19 protein-coding genes, 1 tRNA gene and 1 pseudogene are annotated in these 25,149 nt (G+C 49.3%); 16 read left to right on the forward strand and 5 right to left on the reverse strand.

The genetic code is table 11. The features are described from left to right. The first annotated feature begins 34 nt into the window (after window positions 1-34). Window positions 35-1,480, forward strand: a complete 1,446-nt coding sequence (pyk, locus tag M2120_RS01740; protein WP_280797005.1) for a pyruvate kinase — start codon at window positions 35-37, stop codon at window positions 1,478-1,480. A 46-nt stretch (window positions 1,481-1,526) separates the two neighbouring features. Here the strand turns inward: pyk and M2120_RS01745 are convergent. After that, a tRNA-Leu gene (locus M2120_RS01745) sits at window positions 1,527-1,607 on the reverse strand. Between the two features lie 34 nt (window positions 1,608-1,641). Between M2120_RS01745 and M2120_RS01750 the strand changes: the two genes are divergently transcribed. Then, window positions 1,642-2,262 carry an ANTAR domain-containing response regulator gene (locus M2120_RS01750; RefSeq protein ID WP_280797006.1) on the forward strand — a complete coding sequence of 207 codons (621 nt, stop codon included), beginning with the start codon at window positions 1,642-1,644 and terminating at the stop codon, window positions 2,260-2,262. 1 nt (window position 2,263) lies between these two features. On the opposite strand, the gene M2120_RS01755 is transcribed toward M2120_RS01750, so the two are convergent. Next, window positions 2,264-2,692, reverse strand: a complete 429-nt coding sequence (locus M2120_RS01755) for a PaaI family thioesterase (protein WP_280797007.1) — start codon at window positions 2,690-2,692, stop codon at window positions 2,264-2,266. 48 nt (window positions 2,693-2,740) lie between these two features. Between M2120_RS01755 and polA the strand changes: the two genes are divergently transcribed. The 6 genes from polA (at window position 2,741) to uvrC (ending at window position 14,543) form a co-directional block, all read left to right on the forward strand. Further along, complete coding sequence (gene polA, locus M2120_RS01760; protein ID WP_280797008.1) at window positions 2,741-5,461, forward strand: DNA polymerase I; 2,721 nt, start codon at window positions 2,741-2,743, stop codon at window positions 5,459-5,461. Between the two features lie 148 nt (window positions 5,462-5,609). Further along, window positions 5,610-7,070, forward strand: coding sequence for a 30S ribosomal protein S1 (gene rpsA / locus M2120_RS01765; RefSeq protein ID WP_280797009.1), 1,461 nt, complete (start codon window positions 5,610-5,612; stop codon window positions 7,068-7,070). Window positions 7,071-7,131: 61 nt separating this feature from the next. Then, entirely contained in the window at window positions 7,132-7,725 is a 594-nt protein-coding gene (gene coaE, locus M2120_RS01770; protein WP_280797010.1) for a dephospho-CoA kinase, read from the forward strand. 4 nt (window positions 7,726-7,729) lie between these two features. Continuing rightward, window positions 7,730-9,811 (forward strand): excinuclease ABC subunit UvrB, encoded by a 2,082-nt coding sequence (gene uvrB / locus M2120_RS01775; RefSeq protein WP_280797011.1) that lies wholly within the window; start codon window positions 7,730-7,732, stop codon window positions 9,809-9,811. Then, window positions 9,804-12,665, forward strand: coding sequence for an excinuclease ABC subunit UvrA (uvrA, locus tag M2120_RS01780; RefSeq protein ID WP_280797012.1), 2,862 nt, complete (start codon window positions 9,804-9,806; stop codon window positions 12,663-12,665). The genes uvrB and uvrA overlap by 8 nt, the downstream gene beginning before the upstream one ends. 3 nt (window positions 12,666-12,668) lie before the next feature. Further along, window positions 12,669-14,543, forward strand: coding sequence for an excinuclease ABC subunit UvrC (gene uvrC, locus M2120_RS01785; protein ID WP_280797013.1), 1,875 nt, complete (start codon window positions 12,669-12,671; stop codon window positions 14,541-14,543). On the opposite strand, the gene M2120_RS01790 is transcribed toward uvrC, so the two are convergent. After that, complete coding sequence (locus M2120_RS01790) at window positions 14,540-15,250, reverse strand: glycerophosphodiester phosphodiesterase family protein (RefSeq protein ID WP_280797014.1); 711 nt, start codon at window positions 15,248-15,250, stop codon at window positions 14,540-14,542. The genes uvrC and M2120_RS01790 overlap by 4 nt on opposite strands. Window positions 15,251-15,317: 67 nt before the next feature. On the opposite strand from M2120_RS01790, the gene M2120_RS01795 reads away from it, so the two are divergent. Both M2120_RS01795 and M2120_RS01800 read left to right on the forward strand, forming a co-directional pair. Further along, window positions 15,318-16,082, forward strand: a complete 765-nt coding sequence (locus tag M2120_RS01795; protein ID WP_280797015.1) for an SDR family oxidoreductase — start codon at window positions 15,318-15,320, stop codon at window positions 16,080-16,082. 2 nt (window positions 16,083-16,084) lie between these two features. After that, entirely contained in the window at window positions 16,085-16,543 is a 459-nt protein-coding gene (locus M2120_RS01800) for an NUDIX hydrolase (protein WP_280797016.1), read from the forward strand. Window positions 16,544-16,589: 46 nt separating this feature from the next. On the opposite strand, the gene M2120_RS01805 is transcribed toward M2120_RS01800, so the two are convergent. Then, window positions 16,590-17,183 carry an HdeD family acid-resistance protein gene (locus M2120_RS01805; RefSeq protein WP_280797017.1) on the reverse strand — a complete coding sequence of 198 codons (594 nt, stop codon included), beginning with the start codon at window positions 17,181-17,183 and terminating at the stop codon, window positions 16,590-16,592. 472 nt (window positions 17,184-17,655) lie between these two features. Between M2120_RS01805 and M2120_RS01810 the strand changes: the two genes are divergently transcribed. From M2120_RS01810 to glpK, 4 genes and pseudogenes are all read left to right on the forward strand, one after another. Then, window positions 17,656-18,567, forward strand: coding sequence for a DMT family transporter (locus tag M2120_RS01810; RefSeq protein WP_280797018.1), 912 nt, complete (start codon window positions 17,656-17,658; stop codon window positions 18,565-18,567). After that, complete coding sequence (locus M2120_RS01815) at window positions 18,567-19,781, forward strand: MFS transporter (protein WP_280797019.1); 1,215 nt, start codon at window positions 18,567-18,569, stop codon at window positions 19,779-19,781. The genes M2120_RS01810 and M2120_RS01815 overlap by 1 nt, the downstream gene beginning before the upstream one ends. Before the next feature lie 18 nt (window positions 19,782-19,799). Then, on the forward strand, window positions 19,800-20,984 hold the full coding sequence (locus M2120_RS01820; RefSeq protein WP_280797021.1) for an MFS transporter: 1,185 nt from the start codon (window positions 19,800-19,802) through the stop codon (window positions 20,982-20,984). A gap of 40 nt (window positions 20,985-21,024) precedes the next feature. After that, window positions 21,025-22,557, forward strand: a pseudogene (glpK, locus tag M2120_RS01825) (glycerol kinase GlpK). Here the strand turns inward: glpK and trpD are convergent. Further along, on the reverse strand, window positions 22,554-23,606 hold the full coding sequence (gene trpD / locus M2120_RS01830) for an anthranilate phosphoribosyltransferase (protein ID WP_280797022.1): 1,053 nt from the start codon (window positions 23,604-23,606) through the stop codon (window positions 22,554-22,556). The pseudogene glpK and the gene trpD sit on opposite strands and share 4 nt — an antisense overlap. Window positions 23,607-23,656: 50 nt before the next feature. On the opposite strand from trpD, the gene ctaE reads away from it, so the two are divergent. Beyond that, window positions 23,657-24,313 (forward strand): aa3-type cytochrome oxidase subunit III, encoded by a 657-nt coding sequence (gene ctaE / locus M2120_RS01835; RefSeq protein WP_280797023.1) that lies wholly within the window; start codon window positions 23,657-23,659, stop codon window positions 24,311-24,313. Window positions 24,314-24,347: 34 nt separating this feature from the next. Beyond that, window positions 24,348-25,142 (forward strand): cytochrome bc1 complex diheme cytochrome c subunit, encoded by a 795-nt coding sequence (gene qcrC / locus M2120_RS01840; RefSeq protein WP_280797024.1) that lies wholly within the window; start codon window positions 24,348-24,350, stop codon window positions 25,140-25,142. The last annotated feature ends 7 nt before the right edge of the window (window positions 25,143-25,149 follow it).

Genomic DNA, 25,149 nt, shown 5'->3' on the forward strand with positions numbered 1-25,149 from the left:
CAGCTTGGCTCCACTGAAACGAAAGAGACATTTCATGAGACGCGCCAAAATTGTTGCGACCCTCGGCCCAGCAACTTCGAGCTACGAAAGCCTGAAGTCCATCATTGAAGCTGGAGTGGACGTTGCCCGAATGAACCTCTCACATGGTTCATATGACGTGCACGAAGAGGTTTACCGCAATGTTCGTAAAGCTGCTGCAGACGTCGGGAAGCCAGTTGCTGTTCTGGTTGACCTGCAAGGCCCGAAGATTCGCCTGGGCAAGTTTGAGGGCGGTCCATATGACCTCGCCGAAGGTGACATCTTTAAGATCACCATTGAAGACATCGTGGGTAACAAAGAGCTCAGCTCCACCACATTCAAAGGTCTGCCTCAGGATGTGAAGCCTGGTGACCCACTCCTCATTGATGACGGCAAAGTTACTTTGCGTGTTTTGGAAACCGACGGAACCGTTGTGACCACTATTGTCGAGGTTCCAGGACCTATCTCCAACAACAAGGGTATTAATCTTCCCGGTGTCGCAGTGAATGTTCCAGCACTTTCAGACAAGGACGAAGCAGATCTCCGCTGGGGTCTTCGTCTGGGGGCTGATTTTATTGCTCTGAGTTTTGTTCGTGATGCTGCTGACATCAAGCGTGTGCACGAAATCATGGATGAAGAAGGTGTACGTCTACCTGTTATTGCCAAGATTGAAAAGCCCCAGGCTGTAGACAACCTCGAAGAAATCGTTGATGCTTTCGATGCAATCATGGTTGCCCGCGGCGACCTCGGTGTTGAACTTCCTTTGGAAGCGGTTCCGATTGTGCAAAAGCGTGCAGTTGAGCTGGCCCGTCGCTGGGCTAAGCCTGTCATCGTCGCTACGCAGGTTCTTGAATCTATGATCTCAAGCCCACGTCCAACACGTGCTGAAGCTTCTGACTGTGCAAACGCGGTTCTCGATGGAACAGATGCCGTCATGCTCTCGGGTGAAACCAGTGTTGGTGAATTCCCCACCATCACCGTTGCCACTATGGCTCGCATCATCGAGTCCACCGAAGACCACGGAATTGAACGTATTCCTGAACTTGGTACCAAGCCACGAACCCAGGGTGGAGCAATCACCTTGGCTGCTAAGGAAGTTGCTGAATTCGTCGACGCAAAGTACCTGTGTGTTTTCACTGAATCCGGTGACTCTGCGCGCCGTATGGCTCGTCTGCGCTCAGACATCCCCATGATCGTTCTTACCCCTCACGAGCACATTCGTCGTCGTATGTCACTTACCTGGGGCGTGAAGTCTTACCTCGTTGACGCTGTGACTCACACCGACCAGATGTTTGGTCAGGTTGATGACTTATTGCTAGGTGAGGGTCTCGCAGAGGCAGGGGACAAGGTAGTCGTGATTGCGGGTTCCCCTCCCGGAATTGCCGGTTCTACCAACGACCTTCGCGTTCACAAGGTTGGAGATGCACGCAACGCTGCAGCTCCCGCCTATCAAAACCTCTAGGTCAGATACAGAAAAGCCCCTCATCAAGAGGGGCTTTTCTTTGTTGTGCCGAATGTGGGACTTGAACCCACACGTCCGAAGACAAAGCATTTTGAGTGCTCCGCGTCTGCCATTCCGCCAATTCGGCTGGTATATCTTCAAGAATATCCTAGGCTGGAGCTATGGCCGACCAAGAAATCCAAACTCCCACCAAACGTCGTGTAGTTGTTGCTGAAGATGAGTCACTTATCCGCATGGATATTGTCGAAACTCTCCGTGACAACGGCTTTGATGTAGTTGGTGAGGCGGGAGATGGCGAAGCAGCTGTAGCCCTGGCTAAAGAACTTCGTCCTGACCTTGTGGTGATGGACGTCAAGATGCCCAAGTTAGACGGTATTTCTGCGGCGGATCAGCTCAACAAAGAGCATGTTGCACCTGTAGTGCTTCTAACTGCCTTTAGCCAGAAGGAGCTCGTGGAGCGTGCAACTGAGGCTGGCGCGTTGGCCTATGTGGTTAAGCCGTTCACTCCTAACGACTTGCTACCTGCTGTTGAGATTGCCCTTTCGCGTTGGGCTCAGATTGTTGCCCTCGAAAACGAGGTTGCAGACCTTTCAGAACGTTTTGAAACCCGCAAAATTGTCGATATTGCTAAGGGAATTCTTAACGAGAAGATGGGACTCACCGAACCAGAGGCATTCCGCTGGATTCAAAAGGCATCTATGGATCGCCGACTGACCATGAAAGATGTCGCAGTGACTATCGTCGATCAGCTCGGTTCTGATCAGAAAAAGGATAAGAAGTAACTTACTTCTTATCTTTAATGAAGTTGGTCAACCTAATGGTTGACAGTCGTCGCCCGTTTTCATCTGTGCACACAATTTCGTGGGTAGTAAGGGTTCGGCCTAGGTGCAGCGCCTTGCAGGTGGCAGTTACAAACCCTGACGAGATGCTTCCGGTGTGGGTTGCGCTAACTTCGATTCCTACGGCAACTCTGCCTTCGCCTGCATGCATGTTCGCTGCAATAGACCCAAGCCCTTCAGCAATAACTACAAAAGCACCACCGTGCAAAATGCCAACAGACTGAGTGTTGCCTTCAACGGGCATAGAAGCCACTGCGTATTCGGGGGAGAGCACATGCAACTGGATGCCCATTTTGTCCCACAGCGGACCGGCAGAGAATCCACGGAATTGCGCTAAATCAAGTACTGGTGGTCGAACATATTCAGTAGACATAGAAGGTTCCTCGCAGGCTGAGTCAGGCGTGCTGTGTAGGCTTGGCACGTGTCGAACAACGCCCAGCCTACCCTCATGGTCATCGATGGCCACTCACTTGCTTTCAGGGCGTTTTACGCGCTCCCAGTGGATAGTTTCCGCACGGCAGATGGTCAGCACACCAACGCTATTCATGGCTTCATTTCTATGATGTTGAACCTGCTTGCCAAAGAAAAGCCCACCCACTTAGCTGTAGCCTTCGACATCTCGCGTTTCTCTTTTAGAACACGCGAATATCCCGAATACAAGGGAACTCGTGGAGAAACGCCACCAGAATTCATTGGTCAAGTTCCCCTTCTTCAAGATGCTCTTCACGCGATGGGTGTGACCACCATCACGAAAGAGGATTATGAAGCAGATGACATTTTGGCAACACTGGCAGCTCAGGGTTCAGCACAGAATTTCAAAGTATTAGTTGTTTCTGGAGACCGAGACACAATTCAGCTCATAGATGACAACGTCACCTTGCTCTATCCCTCGAAACAGGGTGTTTCTGAACTCACTCGCTATGACGCTGCCAAAGTTTTTGAACGCTATGGCATCAAACCGCACCAATACCCTGAGATTGCTGCTCTCGTGGGTGAAACGAGTGACAATTTGCCCGGAGTGCCTAAGGTCGGTGAAAAGACCGCAGTCAAGTGGATCAACGAATTTGGTTCGCTCGAGGAAATTCTTCGTCGAGCTGATGAAATCGGTGGAAAAGTCGGCGAGAGTCTTCGCGAGTTTAAAGACAATGCCATTCGTAACCGGAAACTCAATCGCCTCGTCAATGATGTTGAACTTCCTGTTGGGCCAGCTGATTTAGAACGTGTACCGTTCGACTCCGAGGCCGTTAAAGAAGTCTTCGGTCGGCTTGAATTCAAATCACTATTGACTCGGGTTTTGGCTCTAAATGGTGAAACCTCCGCAGATTCAGCTAGCTCGGTTTCCAAAGCAACTCCTAGTACTCCAACTTCTGTTCAAGCAGTAGTGAGGGAATATGTTGAACCTGCAGCTGCTTCAACGCCACCACACTCGCAGCAACTACTGGATGAAGAACTTTCAGCGTGGTTACACCGATCTTCTGAAGCCTCGCCTCAAGGGATAGCTATAGAGCTAGAAATCTATGCAAGCGGAATAGCGGTCGTTGGTTTAGCAACAGAAACCGAAGCAGTCTGTGTTCCCTGGTCTCCGGTTAGTGCAGATATGAAGCCACTGATTGACTGGCTTGCTGGACCCACGCCAAAGATTTTTCACGGCGCGAAAGAACAGCTCAAGTCTCTCCTCAGAGCAGACATCGCATGTGAGAATCTTGGTTTCGACACAGAGATTGCTGATTGGGTTCTGCGTCCAGATTCCTCCAAGCGTGAGCTTGCAGACCTAGTCAAGCTGTATCTCAATGAGCTTCTACCCACCCCCGATCCCAACCAATTAGTCCCTGATGATTCTGCACTTGATGCAGGTGGCCGTGCGTGGTTTATTCATCGGATCGATGCAGCAATTCGTGAACAAATGGATGCTGCCACTTTGGCACTCTTCCTGGAGATTGAAGTTCCAACACTGAACACACTGGCAGCTATGGAACTGCGTGGCGTGACAGTTAATCGTGCCAAGCTCGAGTTGCTCTCAACAGAACTAGGTGAGCGAGCTGAAAAGGCCAAAACCGAGGCATTTGAGGTCATCGGTCGCGAAGTGAACCTCGCCTCACCAAAACAATTGCAAGAAGTGTTATTTGATCAGCTCGGAATGCCCAAAACTCGTGCGACGAAGACCGGTTACACCACAGATGCCACCGCATTGGCTGACCTGCAAGCAACAAATCCTCACCCGTTCTTAGGGTTACTTCTTGAACACCGTGATGTGACAAAGCTGAAGCAAATTGTCGAGACGCTGATTCAAGCAATAGGTTCTGATGGTCGAATTCACACCACTTATGGTCAAACAGGTACCAGTACTGGACGCCTTTCCTCGGCAAACCCCAACCTGCAAAACATTCCCATCAGAACTGCTGATGGTCGCCGTATTCGTGAAGCATTTGAGGTGGGTGAAGGCTTCGACACGCTTTTCACTGCCGATTACTCTCAGATTGAAATGCGCATCATGGCGCACTTTTCAGAGGATGAGGGTCTAATCGAGGCTTTCATTTCCGGTGAAGACCTTCACCGTTTTGTTGGTGCACGGGTATTTGGGGTTGAACCTGCGGATGTGACAGGTGAGATGCGTAGCCAAGTTAAGGCCATGAGCTATGGCCTGGCATATGGCCTCAGCGCTTTTGGACTTGCTCGTCAACTTGGCATTGATAACAGCGCTGCCAAGAAGCTTATGGCGGACTATTTCCAGCGATTCGGGGGAGTGCGGGATTATCTGCGCAGTGTCGTAGAGCAAGCTCGCTCACAGGGATATACCGAAACTTTGTTTGGTCGTCGTCGCCCTTTCCCGGATTTAGCAAGCCCCAACCGAGTACTCCGCGATAACGCTGAGCGAGCTGCTCTCAATGCACCCATGCAGGGCACGGCGGCAGACATCATGAAAATAGCCATGATTGGCATTGAAGAAGACCTTCAGGCACTTGGTCTCAGCTCACAGTTGTTACTTCAGGTGCATGACGAATTAGTCCTGGAGATCATTGAGTCAGAACGCGAGCAAGTCGAAAAGATTGTGACCGATCGTATGTCTCACGCAGCCAAATTGAGTGTTCCCTTGGATGTTCAAATTGGTATCGGGCAGAACTGGAACGAAGCAGCGCACTAACCGTTTTTCCGAGAGTTTGCGCGGAAGTCAGCTGTGAAGTAATCTGAGAGATGCACATTTGTGCGTTTTTTCCGTCTGCCCTGAGGCAAAAACATCAGCTTGCTGTGTCTCAGGGCCCGAATTAAGTAAATACTGGAGCACGTTTTACATGACGCTTGTAGCAAAGAAAGCAGCCACTCAGGTTGCAATCAACGACATCGGTTCTGCTGAGGACTTCCTCGCCGCTGTCGAAAAGACCCTCAAGTTTTTCAACGATGGTGACCTCATTGAAGGCACCGTTGTCAAGGTAGATCGCGACGAGGTTCTCCTTGACGTTGGCTACAAGACCGAAGGTGTTATCCCTTCCCGCGAACTTTCCATCAAGCACGACATTGACCCTTCAGAGGTTGTCAAGGTTGGTGACTCTGTTGAGGCACTCGTCCTCCAGAAGGAAGACAAAGAAGGTCGCCTGATTCTTTCCAAGAAGCGCGCCCAGTACGAGCGTGCATGGGGCGATGTTGAGAAGATCAAGGACGCTGACGGCATCGTTACCGGTTCGGTTATCGAAGTTGTTAAGGGTGGTCTGATCGTAGACATCGGTCTTCGTGGATTCCTTCCTGCATCTTTGATTGAGCTCCGCCGAGTCCGTGACCTCACTCCTTACCTTGGTCAGGACATCGAGGCAAAGATACTCGAGCTCGACAAGAACCGTAACAACGTTGTTCTCTCCCGTCGCGCTCTTCTCGAGCAGACTCAGTCCGAGAGCCGCAGCACCTTCCTGGTCAACCTTCAGAAGGGCCAGATCCGTAAGGGTGTTGTTTCCTCCATCGTCAACTTCGGTGCATTCGTTGACCTCGGCGGCGTAGACGGTCTCGTCCACGTTTCTGAGCTCTCATGGAAGCACATTGAGCACGCTTCTGAAGTTGTTGAAGTTGGCCAGGAAGTAACCGTGGAAATCCTCGAGGTTGACATGGACCGCGAGCGTGTATCGCTCTCGCTCAAGGCAACTCAGGAAGACCCATGGCAGGTATTTGCCCGTACCCACGCAATCGGTCAGGTTGCACCAGGTAAGGTCACCAAGCTTGTTCCATTCGGTGCATTCGTTCGCGTTGCTGACGGTATCGAGGGTCTGGTTCACATTTCTGAACTTTCCGGCAAGCACGTTGAACTGGCAGAGCAGGTTGTTTCTGTCGGTGCTGACGTATTCGTGAAGGTTATTGACATCGACCTCGAGCGTCGTCGCATCTCGTTGAGCCTCAAGCAGGCAAACGAGGGTGTTGACCCTGAAGGTACCGAGTTTGATCCTGCTCTCTACGGCATGCTCACTGAGTACGACGAGAACGGTAACTACAAGTACCCAGAAGGCTTCGATCCTGAAACCAACGAATGGCGTGAAGGCTTCGACGCAGCACGCGAGAAGTGGGAACTTGACTACGCAGCAGCTCAGGCACGCTGGGAGCAGCACAAGATCCAGGTCAAGGCTGCTAACGAGCACGAAGCAAACATTCCTGACGCACCAGCAGACGCAGTTGCTGAAAGCACTTCATTCTCAAGCGAGGCAGCATCTGCTGGAACCCTCGCTGACGATGAGTCGCTTGCAGCTCTTCGCGAAAAGCTCGCTGGCAACTAGTCAAGGAACGTTTCTAATGGGTGGGCCTTCGGGTCCACCCATTACTCGTTAAGCTGAAGTTATGACGTTGATCGGACTCACCGGCGGAATTGGTTCTGGTAAATCAACCATTGCCAGAAGACTTGCTGATCACGGGGCAGTAATTATTGACGCAGACAAAGTAGCTCGAGAAGTTGTTGAACCCGGTAAACCAGCCCTCGCGCAAATTGTTGCTGAATTTGGACCTGATGTACTTCTCGCAGATGGCAGTCTCAACCGAGGTGCCTTAGGCGAACATGTGTTCAACAATGCAGCTGCATTGGCAAAGCTCAACGCAATCGTTCACCCAGCAGTTCAAGAACGCACTGCTGAACTATTCCAACAGGCGCCTGACGGCTCTGTGGTGGTTTATGACGTTCCACTGTTGGTAGAGACTCAGAACGTCTATTCTTTCGACACCATTGTTGTAGCGAGCGCGCCAGAACATGTCCGTATCGAACGATTAATGGAACATCGAGGCATGCTTGAATCTGAAGCTGCTTCTCGAATTGAGTCTCAAGCACCTGAAGAAGAGCGTCTCAAAATTGCTAACCATGTCATTGATACAAGTGGTGATATTTCTCATACGTACTCGCAGGTAGACGCACTGTGGGAGCAGCTTAAAAACGTAGACTAGGGGAGTGGAACCACGTCGCTCTGAGAAGCCCTTTAAGGTCGTCAGTGAGTACTCTCCAAGTGGTGATCAACCTACTGCTATAGCTGAATTAGCTGGCAGAATCAACGCAGGTGAGACTGACGTAGTCCTACTTGGTGCTACCGGAACAGGTAAGTCTGCAACTACGGCTTGGTTAGTTGAAGCGGTTCAACGGCCAACATTGATTTTGGCCCACAACAAGACGCTGGCTGCACAACTTGCGACAGAGTTCCGTGAACTATTGCCAGAAAACGCTGTGGAGTATTTCGTTTCCTACTACGACTACTACCAGCCAGAAGCTTACGTCCCACAAACAGATACTTTCATTGAAAAAGATAGTTCTATCAATGCAGAGGTTGAACGCCTTCGACACTCAACCACCAATTCGCTTCTGACCAGAAGGGACGTTGTCGTTGTTTCGACAGTGTCATGTATTTATGGTCTCGGTGCCCCGCAAGAATATTTGGACGCCATGATTACCCTCGAAGTGGGGGAGAGGATTTCTCGCGAGGCAATCTTGCGTCAGTTTGTGGCCATGCAATACGCACGTAATGACATAGATTTTTCTCGAGGAAATTTCCGCGTCCGCGGCGACACCATCGAAATCATTCCGATGTATGAGGAACTCGCAGTCCGCATAGAAATGTTCGGGGATGAAATTGAAGCCTTGTATAGCCTTCATCCCCTCACTGGCGACGTCGTTGAAAAGCTAACAATGGTCTCCGTGTTCCCAGCATCTCACTATGTTGCAAGTGAAGAAATCATGAAAAAGGCTATCGTCACCATTCGTGAAGAAATGGAAGAACGAGTTGCCGAACTAGAAAAGCAAAACAGACTTCTCGAAGCACAACGACTGCGGATGAGGACCACTTTCGATCTAGAGATGATGCAACAAATAGGTTTCTGTTCTGGAATCGAGAACTATTCGCGACACATCGATGTTCGTGCACCTGGCGAAGCGCCTCAATGTTTGCTGGATTACTTTCCTGATGATTTTCTCTGTGTCATTGATGAGTCACACGTCACTGTTCCACAGATTGGTGCAATGCACGAAGGTGATGCGTCTCGTAAAAGAACTCTCGTAGAGCACGGGTTCAGACTTCCCTCTGCATTGGATAACAGACCACTGCGCTTTGATGAGTTCAAGGAAAGAGTCGGACAAACGGTTTATCTTTCTGCCACCCCAGGCAAGTATGAAATGGGAATTGCTGATGGTGTGGTGGAACAAATCATTCGCCCGACAGGTTTGGTCGATCCTCAGATCGTGATCAAACCATCTAAGGGCCAGATCGATGATTTGCTTGAACAAATCAGAGTCCGTGCGGCCAAAGATGAGCGTGTACTGGTCACAACGTTGACCAAAAAGATGGCAGAGGAACTAACTGACTTCCTCACTGAAGCTGGTGTTCGCGTCCGTTATCTCCACTCGGACGTTGACACGCTACGACGTGTAGAACTGCTTACTGAACTGCGCCAAGGAGTCTATGACGTACTTGTGGGCATTAATCTTCTTCGTGAAGGTCTCGACCTTCCAGAAGTTTCTCTTGTTGCGATCCTCGATGCCGACAAAGAAGGCTTCTTGCGTTCATCTACTTCGCTTATTCAAACTATCGGGCGTGCCGCCCGTAACGTTTCTGGCGAAGTGCATATGTATGCAGATGTTGTGACCAACTCCATGGCACTAGCTATCGAAGAGACCACACGTAGGCGAGAAAAACAGATTGCTTATAACGTGGCCAATGGTATTGATCCACAGCCTTTGCGAAAGAAGATTGCAGACATCACGGCAATGTTGCAACGTGAAGAAGCCGATACTGCGGAGCTCCTGGCCGACAAAGGTTCAAAGAAGTCCAAATCAGGTGCCGCACGTCCAAGTTCTTCTACCTTGCTGACTCCTCGAATCGGTGCCGAAGGTGCTACCGAACTTGAAAACATTATTGGTGATCTAAACGAGCAAATGCTCATCGCTGCCGCAGAATTGAAGTTCGAACTTGCAGCGCGTCTGCGTGATGAACTTTCCGAACTCAAGCGTGAACTACGCATCATGAAAGAAGCTGGACATGCCTAAACCCGTCAACTCACATTCCCACTTGAGCGTGAAGGGTGCTCGCGTTCACAATCTCCAAAATGTGGATCTAGAAATACCCCGAGACTCTTTGGTCGTTTTCACTGGATTGTCTGGGTCAGGAAAGTCATCATTGGCTTTTGACACAATTTTTGCTGAAGGTCAGCGACGCTACGTTGAGTCTTTGTCTGCCTACGCTCGCCAATTTTTGGGACAGGTAGACCGCCCCGATGTTGACTTCATCGAAGGGCTTTCTCCAGCGGTCTCTATCGATCAAAAATCAACGAACAGAAACCCTCGTTCTACTGTCGGAACCATCACAGAGATCTATGATTACATGCGCTTGTTGTGGGCACGCATTGGTGTTCCGCATTGTCCAGAGTGTGGCGAAATTATCCAGGCACAGACAGTCCAGCAAATCGCTGATCAATTAATGGATCTGGCCGAAGGCACGCGTTATCAAGTAGTTGCTCCTGTAGTCGCTCAAAAAAAGGGTGAATTTGTTGACCTCTTTGCTGAGCTCACCGCCAGCGGATATTCGCGCGTCATTGTTGACGGTGAAGTAATACAGCTTGCAGAAGCTCCTGCATTGAAGAAGAGCTATAAGCACGACATCTCAGTAGTTATTGACCGTTTGGTTGCAGGACCAGAGCTTCTTTCGCGTCTAACCGACTCACTTGAAACTGCGCTTAAAGTCACCAATGGTTCAGTGGATATCAACTTCGTTGATGAAGAAGGTCCTGCAGCGTGGCAGTCATTTAGTGAAAAACTTTCCTGCCCCAACGCTCACCCCACCCAACTTTCCGAGATTGAGCCACGAACTTTCTCATTCAATTCACCTTTCGGTGCGTGTCCAGTCTGTTCAGGACTAGGCACCAAGATGTCTGTTGATGAAGATCTGTTGCTGGGCGATCCTTCCCTTTCCATCAATGAGGGAGTCATCATTCCCTGGGCCACTCAAGGCAAAGGATTGTTCCAGTACTACGAAAAACTGTTAGTTGGACTCTCGCACGACCTGGACTTCTCTCTCAATACCCCGTGGGAACAACTTGACGAAGAAATTCGTGAAGCGGTGATGAACGGCAACAACTTCAGTGTTCGGGTGAAATGGAAGAACCGTTACGGCAGAGAGGTCCAATACAGCTCAGGTTTTGAGGGCGTTGTTCCTTATATAGAGCGTCAATACCTCCAAGCTGACACAGACGTCCAACGTGCTAGATGGGCAGAGTATCTTCGTGAAGTGCCTTGCGTGGAGTGCGCAGGACAACGTCTCAAGCCTGAAGTTCTTGCGGTGAAGATCAATGGTCTTTCTATTGCTGATCTTGCCGAACTTCCCCTTTCAGAAGCTCGTGCATTTATGGACGGCCTCACTCTGAACGACCGTGACGCAATGATTGCTGCCCAAGTTCTTCGAGAGATACGTGCACGCCTCAACTTCCTCATTGAGGTAGGTCTTACTTATCTCAACCTCTCGCGCGCTGCTGGTTCACTCTCTGGTGGTGAAGCCCAACGCATTCGACTCGCTACACAAATAGGTTCAGGTCTAACAGGAGTTCTTTACGTCCTCGATGAACCTTCCATCGGTCTTCATCAGCGTGACAATCGCAGACTCATCGATACCCTCATCAAACTCCGCGATTTGGGAAACACGCTCATTGTGGTTGAGCACGATGAGGACACCATTCACACGGCGGACTGGATTGTCGACATCGGGCCGGGAGCTGGTGTCAACGGCGGAAAGGTTGTCCACTCAGGTGATTATGAATCTCTGTTGAAGAACACAGAGTCAATCACTTCTGACTACGTTTCAGGTCGTACCAAGATTGAAATCCCAGCACAACGCAGACCTATAGACAAAAACCGTGAGATTACCGTTGTTGGCGCTGAGGCAAACAACCTCAAGAAAGTCACTGCCACCTTCCCACTCGGAACACTCACAGCAGTTACTGGTGTTTCCGGTTCTGGAAAGTCTTCTCTCGTCAACGACATCTTGTACAAGGTTCTTGCCAACAAGCTTAACGGTGCACGCACCGTGGCAGGAAAACACACTCGTGTGACTGGTCTAGAACACCTGGATAAGGTCATTCATGTCGACCAGAATCCCATTGGTCGAACACCACGCTCTAACCCTGCTACCTACACAGGTGTGTTCGACAAGATTCGTACACTTTTTGCCGAAACTACTGAGTCGAAGACTCGCGGCTACCAGCAAGGACGATTCAGTTTCAACGTTAAGGGTGGTCGTTGTGAAGCGTGTGCTGGTGATGGAACGCTCAAAATTGAGATGAACTTCCTGCCAGATGTCTATGTGGATTGTGAAGTCTGTCATGGCAAGAGATACAACCGCGAAACACTCCAGGTTCGATACAAGGGCAAGAACATTTCTGAAGTCCTCGATATGCCCATCGCTGAAGCAGCAGAATTCTTTGAGCCGATTAGTTCAATTCACCGTTTCCTCAAGACGTTGGTCGATGTTGGTCTTGGTTATGTTCGCCTCGGACAAAGTGCGACGACACTTTCAGGTGGTGAAGCTCAACGAGTGAAGCTAGCTACTGAATTACAGAAGCGAAGTAATGGTCGAAGTATTTATGTACTCGATGAGCCAACTACCGGTCTTCATTTTGAAGATGTTCGAAAGCTTTTGTTGGTGCTCAACTCCCTTGTTGATAAAGGCAACACTGTCATTGTCATTGAGCACAATCTTGATGTCATCAAGAGTGCTGACTGGCTCATTGATCTTGGCCCTGAAGGGGGAGCAGGTGGCGGTGAAATCATCGCTGAAGGCACTCCTGAAGATGTTGCGAAGAACAAGGTGAGTCACACGGCAACATTCCTCCGCGAGATCATTGAAACCTAAGTCATGGCAGACACTGTCCCATATCGCCCACAAACCGGGGATATTCCGACCAATCCTGGCGTATATCGCTTTAGAGATGCTTCAGGACGGATTTTGTATGTGGGAAAGGCAAAGAACCTTCGTGCACGGTTAACAAGCTATTTTGCGCCATTGCACACATTGCATGAGCGCACGCGACGAATGGTCACCTCTGCTTCAAGTGTTGAATGGACAATCGTAGGAACAGAATTTGAAGCACTTCAGCTCGAATTCACATGGATTAAAGAATTCGATCCACCTTTCAATATTCAGTTCAGAGATGACAAGAGTTATCCCTATCTAGCTATTACGTTGGGGGAGAAGATACCGCGCGTGATGGTTACCCGCACCCGGAAGATTGAGAATGCTCGCTACTTCGGCCCCTATACAAAAACGTGGGCTATCCGTGAGACGTTGGATCTGATTCTTCCTGTGTTCCCTGTTCGAACTTGTTCGGATGGCGTCTATAAAAAAGCAGAGCGAGCACGACGTCCATGTCTTCTTGGCGACATCGGAAGATGCGCGGCTCCCTGCGCCGGACGGGTTACGCCAGAAGAACATCGTTCTATTGCTCTTGATCTTGCTACCTTTATGACGGGCAAGAATGACGCTCATATCAAGGCGCTCAAAGACAAGATGGCAGCTGCTTCTGCAAAGCAAGACTATGAGAGCGCAGCAAAATATCGTGACAACATACAAGCCCTAGAAACGGTTGCTTCGAAAAGCGCAGTAGTTCTCAGTGATGAGATTGATACGGATGTTTTCGGCATAGCTAGCGACGAACTCTCTGCGGCTGTTCAAATGTTTATTGTTCGAGAAGGACGGATTCGAGGAGTTCATTCCTGGAATGTTGACACCGAACTTGATGTCACGATTGGTGAAATCATCGACAATATGCTCAGAACTGCATATGAAACAGATGAGATACCTCCCAAAGAAATCTGCGTTCCCGAAATGCCAGAGGATCACAATTCCCTCACCACTTGGCTTACCGAAGTTCGTCGCGAACGTCTGAATGACCCTCGTTCTGCAGCAGTAAAACTCAAAGTTGCGCAACGTGGTGACCTTGCTGCACTATCGAGCACTGTCACTCACAATGCTCAACAAGCTCTTCTGCTGTACAAGACTAAAAGAAGAGCTGATTACGTAACGAGAACAAAAGCGTTGAGTGATATTCAAGAAGCATTGGGTCTTGAAGAGTCACCTTTAAGAATTGAGTGCTTCGATATTTCTCATTTAGGTGGAACAAAGATTGTTGCGTCAATGGTCGTCTTTGAAGATGGCATGGCAAAGAAGAGTGATTACCGGAAATTCAGCATCTCTCAGGCGCGTGACGATACTGATGCAATGAATCAAGTTTTAGCTAGAAGAGCTGCTTATCTCAGCGGTGCTGAAGTTGATGAAGAAAAGAAAGCTTCTAGCTTTTCATATCCACCCGGCCTCTTTGTTGTTGATGGAGCTCTCCCTCAGGTAAACGCAGCAGCTGCAGCTCTCTCAGCTGCAGGCTTAGCTGATATTCCCGTCGTTGGACTAGCCAAAAGACTCGAAGAATTATGGCAACCGGGGGAGAAGTTTCCAGTAATTCTTCCTCGAAATTCTGAAGCACTATTTTTGTTCCAACAGCTCAGAGATGAAGCACATCGATTCGCCATCACCTTTCAACGCGCATCCCGAAAAAGAGACATCAATACCGTTCTCTCAGAAGTTCCAGGTATGGGGCCAGCAAAGATCAAATCTGTGCTTTCTGCCTTCGGCTCAGTAGCTCAACTCAGAAAAGCAACAGTCGAAGAAATTGCCGAAACTCCACAGATTTCTCTTGCTGTTGCACAAGCAATCAAAGACACTCTTTCTAAGAGCTAACTCTTAAGCGTCTTTACGGCAACATCCGTTCTGTCGGTAACTATTCCATCAACACCGGCGGCGATGAGTTCTTTCATGACAGCGGGATCATTGATGGTCCAGACATGAATTAGAACGCCGGCATTGTGAAACATCCGAACTTTTTTCGGAGTAATGATTTTGATTCCATTGCTCTGAGCTGGGATTTGTACTGCATCGAATTTTCTCAACAATTTGTTCACGAGAAATTGGAAACCTACCGTGGCAGCGAACAGTGCAGGAGCAAATTCTGAGACGGATGGTGATGCTGCTGTTCCGGGAGCCAGTCTCATGGCAACTGTTCTTCTTTGTGCACTGAAAGATGTGAGCAGTATTCGTTCGTGTGCCTTGAGAGAGTTGATTACCTGTGCAACTGGGACTGAAGCTGCTGAGTTCTTGATATCGATATTCAACTTTGTTTCAGAAAACTGAACTAAGGCTTCTTCCAAGGTGGGAATGTAATCAGGTAAATCTTCTGATAGATATTCAGCCAGAGGAACACCATTTAGTTCGTCATCGTGAAAAAGAACCGCTATCCCGTCCTTAGTTCCATGTGCATCCGTCTCAATGTAGTCAGCACCCGCTTCAAGCGCTGCCGCGAACGCAGGGAGGCTGTTTGGTGCACAATCCAAAGCTAAGCCCTGGTGTGCAAGAACATGAGGAGTGGGAGTGTTCAAATAGGGGTGCACGGCTAGAGGCTAACACTGTGTTGGCTTGATAGTCTGCTGGAGAAGACTTTTCACTAAGGAGAATCACGTGTCTAACCCTCTTGCTGCTGGATCACTCACAGGTAAGCGAGCGCTAGTTACTGGCTCGTCTCGTGGTATTGGTGCAGACACTGTTAACTACTTTGCCGAAGCTGGTGCGAAGGTTGTAGTGAACTACCGCAACAAGGAAGCACGTGCGCAGAAAATTGTTGACTCAATCGTCGCTAACGGCGGGGAAGCAATTGCAGTAGGTGCAGACCTCACAGATGCCGCATCTGTTAAAGCAATGTTTGACACAGCAAAGCAAGCGTTTGGTGGTCTGGACATCCTCGTGATGAATGCTTCAGGTGGTATGGAATCCGGCATGGGTGATGACTACGCAATGAAGCTCAATCGTGATTCTCAAGTTCAGTTACTCAAGCTAGCCCTCGATGTATTGGTCGATGGTGCTCGTGTTGTCTTTGTTACCAGTCACCAGGCTCACTTCATTCGCACTACTCCAACTATGGAGGAGTACCTTCCTGTAGCTCTTTCGAAGCGTGCAGGTGAAGATGCACTCCGTGACATGATTCCTGAACTCGAAGCACGAGGAATCGGCTTCACAGTTGTTTCTGGAGACATGATCGAAGGAACTATCACCGCAACTCTCCTTGAACGAGCTAACCCAGGTGCAATCAACGCTCGTAAAGAATCTGCGGGCAAGCTCTACAACGTAAGTGAATTCGCGGCTGAAGTAGCTCTTGCAGCTGTCGAGCCAGTTCCTGCGGACAATACTCGTCTCGTCGGAGACGTGAGCTCCTTCGTAGCGGAGTAGTAATGGCGCGCCCAGCGCACAGAAGAGTTTCTAGAGTGGTTCTCCTTGACGAGAACGACCGTTTTCTACTTCTGCTCACCGCATCTCCTCGACTTCAAACACCCGTCGTGCGTTGGCTCACGCCAGGTGGGGGAGTAGAGGATCACGAAACGCATGCAGAAGCGGCTGTTCGTGAACTTTTCGAAGAAACCGGCCTCCTAGTAGACAGCGTTGGTGACTCAATTTGGAGCGTTGAAGGTCAGTCTGTTTTTAACGATGGGCATGTCCAATCGACATACAGTGAGTATTTTGTCGTCCGAACGACATCCTTTGAGATCACTAATGAAAATTGGATGGAAAACGAATTCGTAGATATCACCGACGTTCGATGGTGGACTATCTCTGAGCTTGAACAGTCGGGGGAGAAGTATTCTCCAGAACCTCTGCTCGACATTATTCAGCACGCGATTCGCATCTCTTAAATACAACGAGGCCCGATAATTTCGGGCCGCGTTGTGTTTGTTTTACTTAGGCGGCTTTAGCTGCCTTACCAATCATGATTGCTCCGATGAACTGAGCTACAGCGATTACCAGCAGGAAGATTCCGGCAATCATGGTCAATACTGCTACGCCCTGCACAGGGAGCATTACGACGACGATTCCGGCGACAACAGAAATGATTCCAGCAATGATTGAGAATGCTTTTGAGGGTGATTTGGAGGACTCAACAATGCTGACAATTCCATCGATGATCCACGAGATACCGATCAGAATGCCGAGAACAGCGAGAATCTCTACGGGATGCATTACAGCAAGCACGCCAACAACAATGAGCAGCAAACCGATCACGATGTTGAGAACACGACCTGCTGCGCCGTAAACGCCTGAGAACAGGCCTGTTACAAGTCGAACAGCACCACGGATAAGAAAGTAGATTCCAAACAGAACTGCGACGACTTCAAGTACCTGTCCAGTTGCGGTGAGGATGAGAACGCCAAACAGTGCAGAAAGCAGAGCGCCAATGATGAGTCCTGTGCGGATTACTTTCACGGTTTGCTTAGCAGTTTCGTGACCGTCGCCATAAAATGCGAATCCCTGGACTTCGGGTGAATTGTTTGACATTGTTTCTCCTTATCAATGCGTAGATACGCATTCACAGAATAAATCGGAGACAGGGTAATCTCTCGTATTTCTTCGCTGGTCTCAGGAATTCACATCTGTCTTGTCATGGAGCCGAATTATGTCAGTTTGGATTCTGAGCCGCACTCGCATGGGAGTGCTGCTTATTGTCGACTGGACCAGCGATGGGATCGGTGCTTACAAGATACCGCCAAAGGCGTGGAATGAAATTGATCCAATCAATTCTTATGAGCTGCAAGTTTGAAAATGCCCTCGAGACAGACTTGGAAGCGCCAGACAGATAATGCTGGGTTGATAGTTGCAGAAACTATCGTGGGCGGGCTGAGCTGTCACAAGTTGTTATTTATTCCGATAATACACATTATGTCAGCTTACATATTTCTGCATTATCACCTCATCTTGAACCACCACGTAAGTCTTTGACCTCATGATTCTTCAACCGTAGAGTTCAAAGGTGAATTCACAGTCAGCTCGAGCGGTTAGCAATTATGCAGGAGTCCTGTGGGGGCTTCTAGGAATTCTGGCATTCTCGTTCACCCTCCCCTTCACCCGGGTTGCAGTCGAAACAATTAACCCTTTGTTTATGACAACAGGCCGCGCCTCCTTAGCAGCCATATTCGCTCTTATCGTTTTTGCGTTTGTTCGACCTACCAAGGCCACTCGTTCACAGATCTTTAGATTGATGATCGTGGCTGCTGGTGTGGTTGTTGGTTTCCCCTTATTTACATCTTTAGCTCTGCAAAGTGTGCCCTCAGCACACGGAACGGTTGTCATAGCGTTATTACCTGCCGTAACCGCGCTGTTTGTCGTGATGCGTACTGGTGAACGACCTAGTCCCCTGTTTTGGTTTGCTTCTCTTGCTGGTGCTCTCGCTGTAGTTGTATTTCTTGCTCTAGGTAATGGGTTTTCTGGAATTTCCTGGCCTGATGTATTTCTCGTTTTCGCTGTAGTTTCTGCGGCAATTGGTTACACCGAGGGTGGGTTACTCTCTCGTGAACTGGGCTCTTGGCAAACAATATGTTGGGCGTTGATTATTGCCTTGCCAATACTTGGTCCAATTTCATTAGTTGATTTGGCAGTATTCCCGGTATCAAGTGATCCCATTGCGTGGATGTGTTTCTTATATACCGCTCTTTTCAGCATGTTTTTGGGCTTTTTTGCTTGGTATCGGGGGCTAGCCATCGGTCCCATGACAAGTGTGAGTCAAGTACAACTTAGTCAACCCGTATTTACTCTGCTGTGGTCTGCTCTCATACTTGGTGAAACACTCACCCCGGACATTCTTATAGGTGGAGCAGTCATTATCGCTTTAGCATTCATCGCCGTGAGGGCACGTGTAAACACAATCAAGAAAGTAGTTCGTTAGTGAGTAAACGTAGCCGTCCTTCAAATCGTGCCTGGTATTGGGCTATCTTTACGTGTTTCTTTCTACACGGTGCACTTTTTGCAACCTGGGCGAGCAGAACTCCTGAAATCAAGACAAATCTTGGACTCAATACAGCTCAAATGGGTCTATTCACACTAGTAATGGCCATCGGCTCCCTGTGCGGATTGTTACTGGGCGGGCGTTTTGTGCCACAAGTAGGTGCAAAAAGAACCATTCTGATTGCTTACACAGTGACCGGTTTGAGCATGGTTACATTGGGTTTCACCACTACAGCTGGAAATCTTCCTCTTGCAGTTATTTCTATTGCCGCTTTAGGGGCAAGTCTTGGAAGCGGTGGAATCGCGATCAATATGGAAAGTGCTGCCATCGATCACACTTCTGAGAAGTCGCTACTGCCCTCATTCCATGGTTCGTACTCAACAGGAAATCTTGGCGGCGCAGCTCTGGGAACTTTACTGATCTTTCTCGTCGTCCCTATTCCCCTGCAATTTGCGGCAATTGGCTGCGGATTCATCATTATTGCCTTCATTGCCGCACGCTCAATCCCCCACGATTCGGGCAAAACTGTCACAGAAGATATGTCCACTGAGGAGATTGCAACAATCCCCAGTAAAGAAGAACGACGTCGTGCTCTTCGCAACCCCCGTGCAATCACTATTTCCTTCATTGTTTTAGGTTTTGCACTGGCAGAAGGAGCAGCTTCTGCATGGCTTCCCATCTCACTCACCGCTACCGGGATGACCGATGCTGCCGCAGCTGGTTGTTACACAATGTTTGCCGCAGCGATGGCTATTGCCCGGCTTTCTGGAGGTCCAGTTGTGGACAAATTCGGTAGGTCCAGACTGCTTTTGTTGCTGGGAATCGTGGCTATTTCAGGTATTTCCATAGTGATGATGACCAATGTCATTCATCTGCCATATCTGGGCGCCTTCCTGTGGGGTCTTGGGTGCTCTTTAGGCTTCCCACTGTGTGTGTCAGCGATTACCGACGAAAAGCGCTTCGCTCAAACTCGCGTTCAGATGATTTTCTTCACTGCGAACGTCGCAGGACTTACCGGTCCCCCGGTACTAGGTGGGCTAGGACAGCTTTTTGGCCTGTTCACCGCTTTTGGTTTACCAGTAACCCTCATGATTGGTGGACTGTTCGCTAACAAAGCAACTCGTCCTATCGACATTGTCGACGCGCGTCGATAGTTGTGCTTGAATGTTTTCATGAGCACTGTGGCTACTGAAACAAGGTCGTTTCGTTCGAGAGCGATCATTCTCTTTATCTATTTCCTTGTTTTTGGCGTTGGCGGAGCCTCTTGGTTAGTACGCCTACCCGAAGTTCGCTCATATATCCACGTCTCAACAGCTCTGCTTGGTTGGGTCCTTTTTGCGGGCTCTGTTGGGGCGATGACATCGTTGATACTTTCAGGCAGGTTCATAGCTCGTTTCGGCGCACGCAGTGCCGTCATTGTGGGTTTCACAACGCTGGGCCTTGGCCAGGTAATTCAAGCTTTGTCGTTGATAACTGAAATGCCACTTGGTGTTGCATTCGGAGGTCTCATTGCAGGTCTTGGATATGGAATTGGTGACGTAGGGATAAACGTTTCTGGTGCAGAACTAGAAAAAGATAGAGGCAAGAGCCTTCTCCCCCAGCTTCATGGTGCATATAGCCTCGGCGCGCTTGCAGGTGCTGGTATTGGAACGATTGCAATCGTTGTTCAGTTCTCATTGGTGATCCAGATGCTTGCAATTGCATTCATCACCACGGCTATAGCGTGGGCTACATATAAGAGACTTCCTGCCGATACGGGCAAAACTCAGGTCACTCACGGATCAGCCAGAGTTCAAAGAACTCCTGTTTCACTGAACAAACGAATAGTCTTTCTCGGTTTAGGAATTATGGGCTTGTCACTTGCTGAGGGCGGATCGAACGACTGGCTTGCTTTATCTGTGGTTGATGATTACAAGCTAGATGCAACAACTGCAGGAATAACCTTTGCGATTATGACTTTCGCCATGGTTATCACCCGATTTTCTGGCGGCAAGTTAGTTGATAAATTCGGTCGAGTTTTCGCTTTGCGAACTCTCGGTGTTGCTGGTGTAGTTGGTATTTTGCTCGTGATCCTCTCCCCCACCATCTATTTAGCGTGGCTTGGTGCAGCTCTATGGGGAGCAGGAGTAGCTCTCGGTTTCCCACTGTTTATTTCTGCGGCAGCAGACGGTGAAAACTCATCTCAACGAGTAGCAACTGTAACCGCCTTTGGGTATGTTGCATTTCTTGTCGGTCCACCCTTACTTGGGTTCTTAGGCCAGGCTTGGGGGCTTCTCAATATGTTCTATTTATTAGCATTCTTTGTTGCCTGCGCAGTGTTCTTCGCTGGTGCCGCAAAACCTTACTCTGACGATTAGTCTTACCCCTCTTTTCGGGCTCTCCTGATATGTTTCACACATGAGTTCGACGCAATACGTCTTGTCAATTGACAACGGAACAACTAGCACTCGTGCGATTATTTTTGACCACGAAGGAAACAAAGTCAGTTCTGGGCAACTCGAGACAACCCAAATTTTCCCCCATAGTGGCTGGGTTGAACATGATGCACGTGAAATTTGGCAGAACACTCACACAGTTATCCAACTAGCCCTTGATCAAGCAGGACTATCTGCCGCCTCGATCGCGGCCGTAGGAATAACGAACCAACGTGAAACTACTGTTGTCTGGGATAGGACTACGGGCGTGCCTGTCTACAACGCGATTGTGTGGCAAGACACAAGAACCCAGAGCATCATCGATGATGTAGCTCTAGCAGGAGGTTCATCTCCTGATGTCAATCGGTTTAAAACCAAAACTTGACTTCCGCTGGCAACATACTTCGCAGCATCCAAACTTGCCTGGATTCTGCAGAACGTTCCAAACGTGCAAGAACGGGTTCTATCTGGTGAACTAGCTGCCGGCACCATTGATACTTGGCTGTTGTGGAACCTCACTGGTGGAGTCCACGGCGGAGTTCATAAAACGGATGTGACAAACGCTTCACGTACGCTCCTCATGGATCTCGCAACGTGCCAATGGGATTCAGAGTTACTCGCTGCATTCGATATTCCACTCGCTTTGCTACCTGAGATTTGTTCGTCATCTGAGGTCTATGGAACTGCCATTTCCCCACTCAATGGTGTTCCTGTGTCAGGTATTTTGGGCGATCAACAAGCTGCAACTTTTGGACAAGCAGCATTTTCTCGTGGTGAAGCCAAGAACACGTATGGCACCGGTAATTTCCTCATCTTCAACACAGGTGAAGAGATTAAGCACTCTCAAAACGGCCTACTTACAACAGTTGCATACAAGTTGGGCAACTCCCCCACGCACTACGCATTAGAGGGTTCAATTGCTGTTACTGGTTCACTCATTCAATGGTTGAGAGACAACCTGGGCATCATTTCTTCTGCGAGTGAAGTGGAAACACTCGCACTGTCGGTCCCTGATAACGGTGGTGCATATTTCGTACCTGCATTTAGTGGTTTGTTTGCGCCACGATGGCGGCCCGATGCTCGTGGAGTAATTGTTGGATTGACGCGATACGTCAATAAAGCTCACATTGCTCGTGCAGCTCTCGAAGCTGTCGCTTTTCAAACACGAGAGGTGCTTGATGCGACAAACCTTGACACGGGAGTTCCTCTATCGGAAGTACGTGTCGATGGAGGCATGATTGCTAACGAATTATTGATGCAGTTCCAAGCTGATGTCCTAGGAGTTCCAGTAATTAGACCGGTTGTTGCAGAAACAACAGCACTCGGAGCTGCATATGCTGCAGGTTTGGCGGTTGGTTATTGGAAAAACACAGATGAACTAAGGGGTTTGTGGAAAGAAGAAAAACGATGGATTCCACATATTTCCGAAGATGAGCGCGAAAAGCTCTACAGAATTTGGAACAAAGCAGTTGATAAGAGCTTGAACTGGATGGACGAAGACTCAGTTCAAAACTAACGCTGAGTGGCGCTGATCCACATCTCGAGCTTGGTAGTTGCTTTGCCTGAATCAATTGCTTCTGCTGCAACAACAAGTTTTTCAGCAAGTCGCTCAGTTATTGGTCGAAGAACCTGAGCCGAATCTTGAGCAAGGTCATATGCCACGAGACCAGCGGCAGCATTAAGCAACACGATGTCTCGCACAGGACCACGTGCTCCGCTGAGAGTCTCTCGGAGAACTTGTGCGTTGTAACTTGGTTCACCACCGCGGAAATCTTCCAAACTTGAACGTGGAATTCCTAGATCAGTTGGATCCAAGTCATGTTCAACTATTTGACCGCGTGAAACTTCCCAAATATGGCTGTGACCAGTCGTGGTGAGTTCATCCAGTCCATCATCCCCGCGGAATACAAGTGCAGTTGCATCACGAGTTCTAAACACGCCGGTGATGAGTGGGACACGATCTAGTTGGGCTACACCAACCGCAGATGCCTCTGGACGTGCTGGATTGCACAAGGGACCGAGGACATTAAAGATTGTCGGAACGCCAAGTTCGCGCCTGGTTTCTGCAGCGTGTCTAAAACCAGGGTGAAAAGCCGCAGCATAGGCAAAAGTAATGCCTGTTTCTTTTAATACTTCAGCAACCTGCGTATTCGTAAGGTTGAGGTTTATTCCCAGTTCAGAAAGCACATCTGATGAGCCTGAAGCGCTGCTTGCTGCCCGGTTTCCATGTTTGACGACTGGGATTTCCGAAGCAGCACACACAATTGCGGCAGTACTTGAGATATTCACAGTGTTGTGGCGATCGCCACCTGTACCGACGATGTCTAGTGCCATGGCTGGTACAGGCAGATCAAGTGCGTTTGCCAATACCGCGTCGCGGAAACCTACGACTTCGTGAACCGCCTCTCCTTTTGAACGAAGTGCGACTAAAAATCCGGCTATTTGGGCATTAGTTGCGTTGCCTGTGACTATCTGGTTCATCGCCCATTCTGCCTCTGAAATCGTGAGATCAGAGCCATTGAGAAGTGCGCTGAGCAGATTTGCCCATGAGATGTTTTCAGACATACATAACAGGGTACTTGTACAGCGTGGCGAGAGTCGATTGCGCCCATGAGATGAGGGAATTCCGACATAATAGAAAGGTGACAGCAGCGACTATTACACCAGCATCCTTATCGCCCTCTGTGAGCCGTCCCAACCCTGTTGCGGTCGGAACAATCGTGTGGCTTGGTAGCGAAGTTATGTTCTTCGCCGGCCTCTTCGCGATCTACTTCACTTTGCGCACCGCTTCCCCAGAACTATGGGCTACAGAGTCTGCAAAATTGAACTTCCCGTTCTCTTTGACGAACACCATCATCTTGGTTTCTTCCTCTGTAACCGCTCAGTTTGGAGTGTTTGCTGCTGAGCGCCTTCAGTCTCGGGCCACCGGTTGGAAGCCATCTCAGTGGGGAATGGTCGAATGGTTCTTCCTTACTTACGTTCTTGGCGCCATGTTCGTTACAGGTCAGGTATATGAATACGCCATGCTCGTGAGCGAAGGAATTACGTTCAACGGAAATGCATACGGAACGGCCTTCTACATCACTACTGGTTTCCACGGTCTCCACGTAACCGGTGGTTTGATCGCATTCTTGCTCGTAATTGGGCGTGCATTTGCTGTCAAAACTTTTGGACACAAGGAAGCAACAAGCGCAATTGTTGTTTCTTACTACTGGCACTTCGTTGACGTGGTTTGGATTGGTCTATTCCTCGTCATCTACGTACTTAGATAACAAACGGACGGTAATGATTTTCATGCGTAAAAACATGTCAGCTACTCAGGCTTCACGTCGTAATGGCCGCCGTGGCCCTTTGGCATCAGTTGCACTGATTCTTATCGGTCTTGTTGCCACTGGTGGAGCATATGCAGCATTTAGCAGTGCCTCTGCTACTGCAGCGGTTGATCTCAGCTCCCCTGCTGTTATCAATCAGGGTCAGAAGCTTTTTGCAGCGAACTGTTCTACCTGTCACGGACAACAGGCTCAAGGTACTGAAAACGGACCCAGCCTGATCGGCGTTGGTTCTGCAGCTGTTGATTTCCAGGTCGGCACCGGCCGCATGCCTATGCAGATGTCTGGTCCTCAGGCGCTGTCTAAGCCCGTTCAATTCACTGACGAGCAGACTCAAGCACTTGCTGCCTACGTTGCATCACTTGCTCCTGGTCCTGCTATTCCTTCCCAGTCACAGCTGGAAAACGGTGATGTTGCTGCTGGTGGAGAGCTTTTCCGCATCAACTGTGCAATGTGTCACAACGTAGCTGGTGCTGGTGGTGCACTTACCGAAGGTAAGTTCGCACCTCAGCTGACCCACGTATCTGCAGTTCACGTGTATGAGGCAATGCTTACTGGTCCACAGAACATGCCCGTTTTCAATGACTTGAACCTGACCCCAGAAGAGAAGAAGGACATCATTTCTTACCTCTCTTACATTGAGTCCAACCCATCTGCTGGTGGACTCGAGTTGAGCAACCTGGGTCCAGTTTCAGAAGGTCTCTTCCTGTGGGTATTCGGTCTAGGCGCCATTGTTGCCTTGACTGTATGGATCACTGCGAAGTCAAACTAAGACTTTC

Source organism: Aurantimicrobium minutum, assembly GCF_029893825.1.
Taxonomy (GTDB): Bacteria; Actinomycetota; Actinomycetes; order Actinomycetales; family Microbacteriaceae; genus Aurantimicrobium; species Aurantimicrobium minutum_C.

What these genes read in the sequence shown, in the direction of transcription:
- M2120_RS01800 (WP_280797016.1), top strand. Translation starts at nt 16,085, where the DNA reads ATGGCGCGCCCAGCGCACAGAAGAGTTTCTAGAGTGGTTCTCCTTGAC.
- coaE (WP_280797010.1), top strand. Translation starts at nt 7,132, where the DNA reads ATGACGTTGATCGGACTCACCGGCGGAATTGGTTCTGGTAAATCAACC.
- uvrC (WP_280797013.1), top strand. Translation starts at nt 12,669, where the DNA reads ATGGCAGACACTGTCCCATATCGCCCACAAACCGGGGATATTCCGACC.
- rpsA (WP_280797009.1), top strand. Translation starts at nt 5,610, where the DNA reads ATGACGCTTGTAGCAAAGAAAGCAGCCACTCAGGTTGCAATCAACGAC.
- M2120_RS01750 (WP_280797006.1), top strand. Translation starts at nt 1,642, where the DNA reads ATGGCCGACCAAGAAATCCAAACTCCCACCAAACGTCGTGTAGTTGTT.
- pyk (WP_280797005.1), top strand. Translation starts at nt 35, where the DNA reads ATGAGACGCGCCAAAATTGTTGCGACCCTCGGCCCAGCAACTTCGAGC.
- M2120_RS01805 (WP_280797017.1), bottom strand. Translation starts at nt 17,183, where the DNA reads ATGTCAAACAATTCACCCGAAGTCCAGGGATTCGCATTTTATGGCGAC.
- uvrA (WP_280797012.1), top strand. Translation starts at nt 9,804, where the DNA reads ATGCCTAAACCCGTCAACTCACATTCCCACTTGAGCGTGAAGGGTGCT.
- M2120_RS01755 (WP_280797007.1), bottom strand. Translation starts at nt 2,692, where the DNA reads ATGTCTACTGAATATGTTCGACCACCAGTACTTGATTTAGCGCAATTC.
- qcrC (WP_280797024.1), top strand. Translation starts at nt 24,348, where the DNA reads ATGTCAGCTACTCAGGCTTCACGTCGTAATGGCCGCCGTGGCCCTTTG.
- trpD (WP_280797022.1), bottom strand. Translation starts at nt 23,606, where the DNA reads ATGTCTGAAAACATCTCATGGGCAAATCTGCTCAGCGCACTTCTCAAT.
- M2120_RS01820 (WP_280797021.1), top strand. Translation starts at nt 19,800, where the DNA reads ATGAGCACTGTGGCTACTGAAACAAGGTCGTTTCGTTCGAGAGCGATC.
- ctaE (WP_280797023.1), top strand. Translation starts at nt 23,657, where the DNA reads ATGAGGGAATTCCGACATAATAGAAAGGTGACAGCAGCGACTATTACA.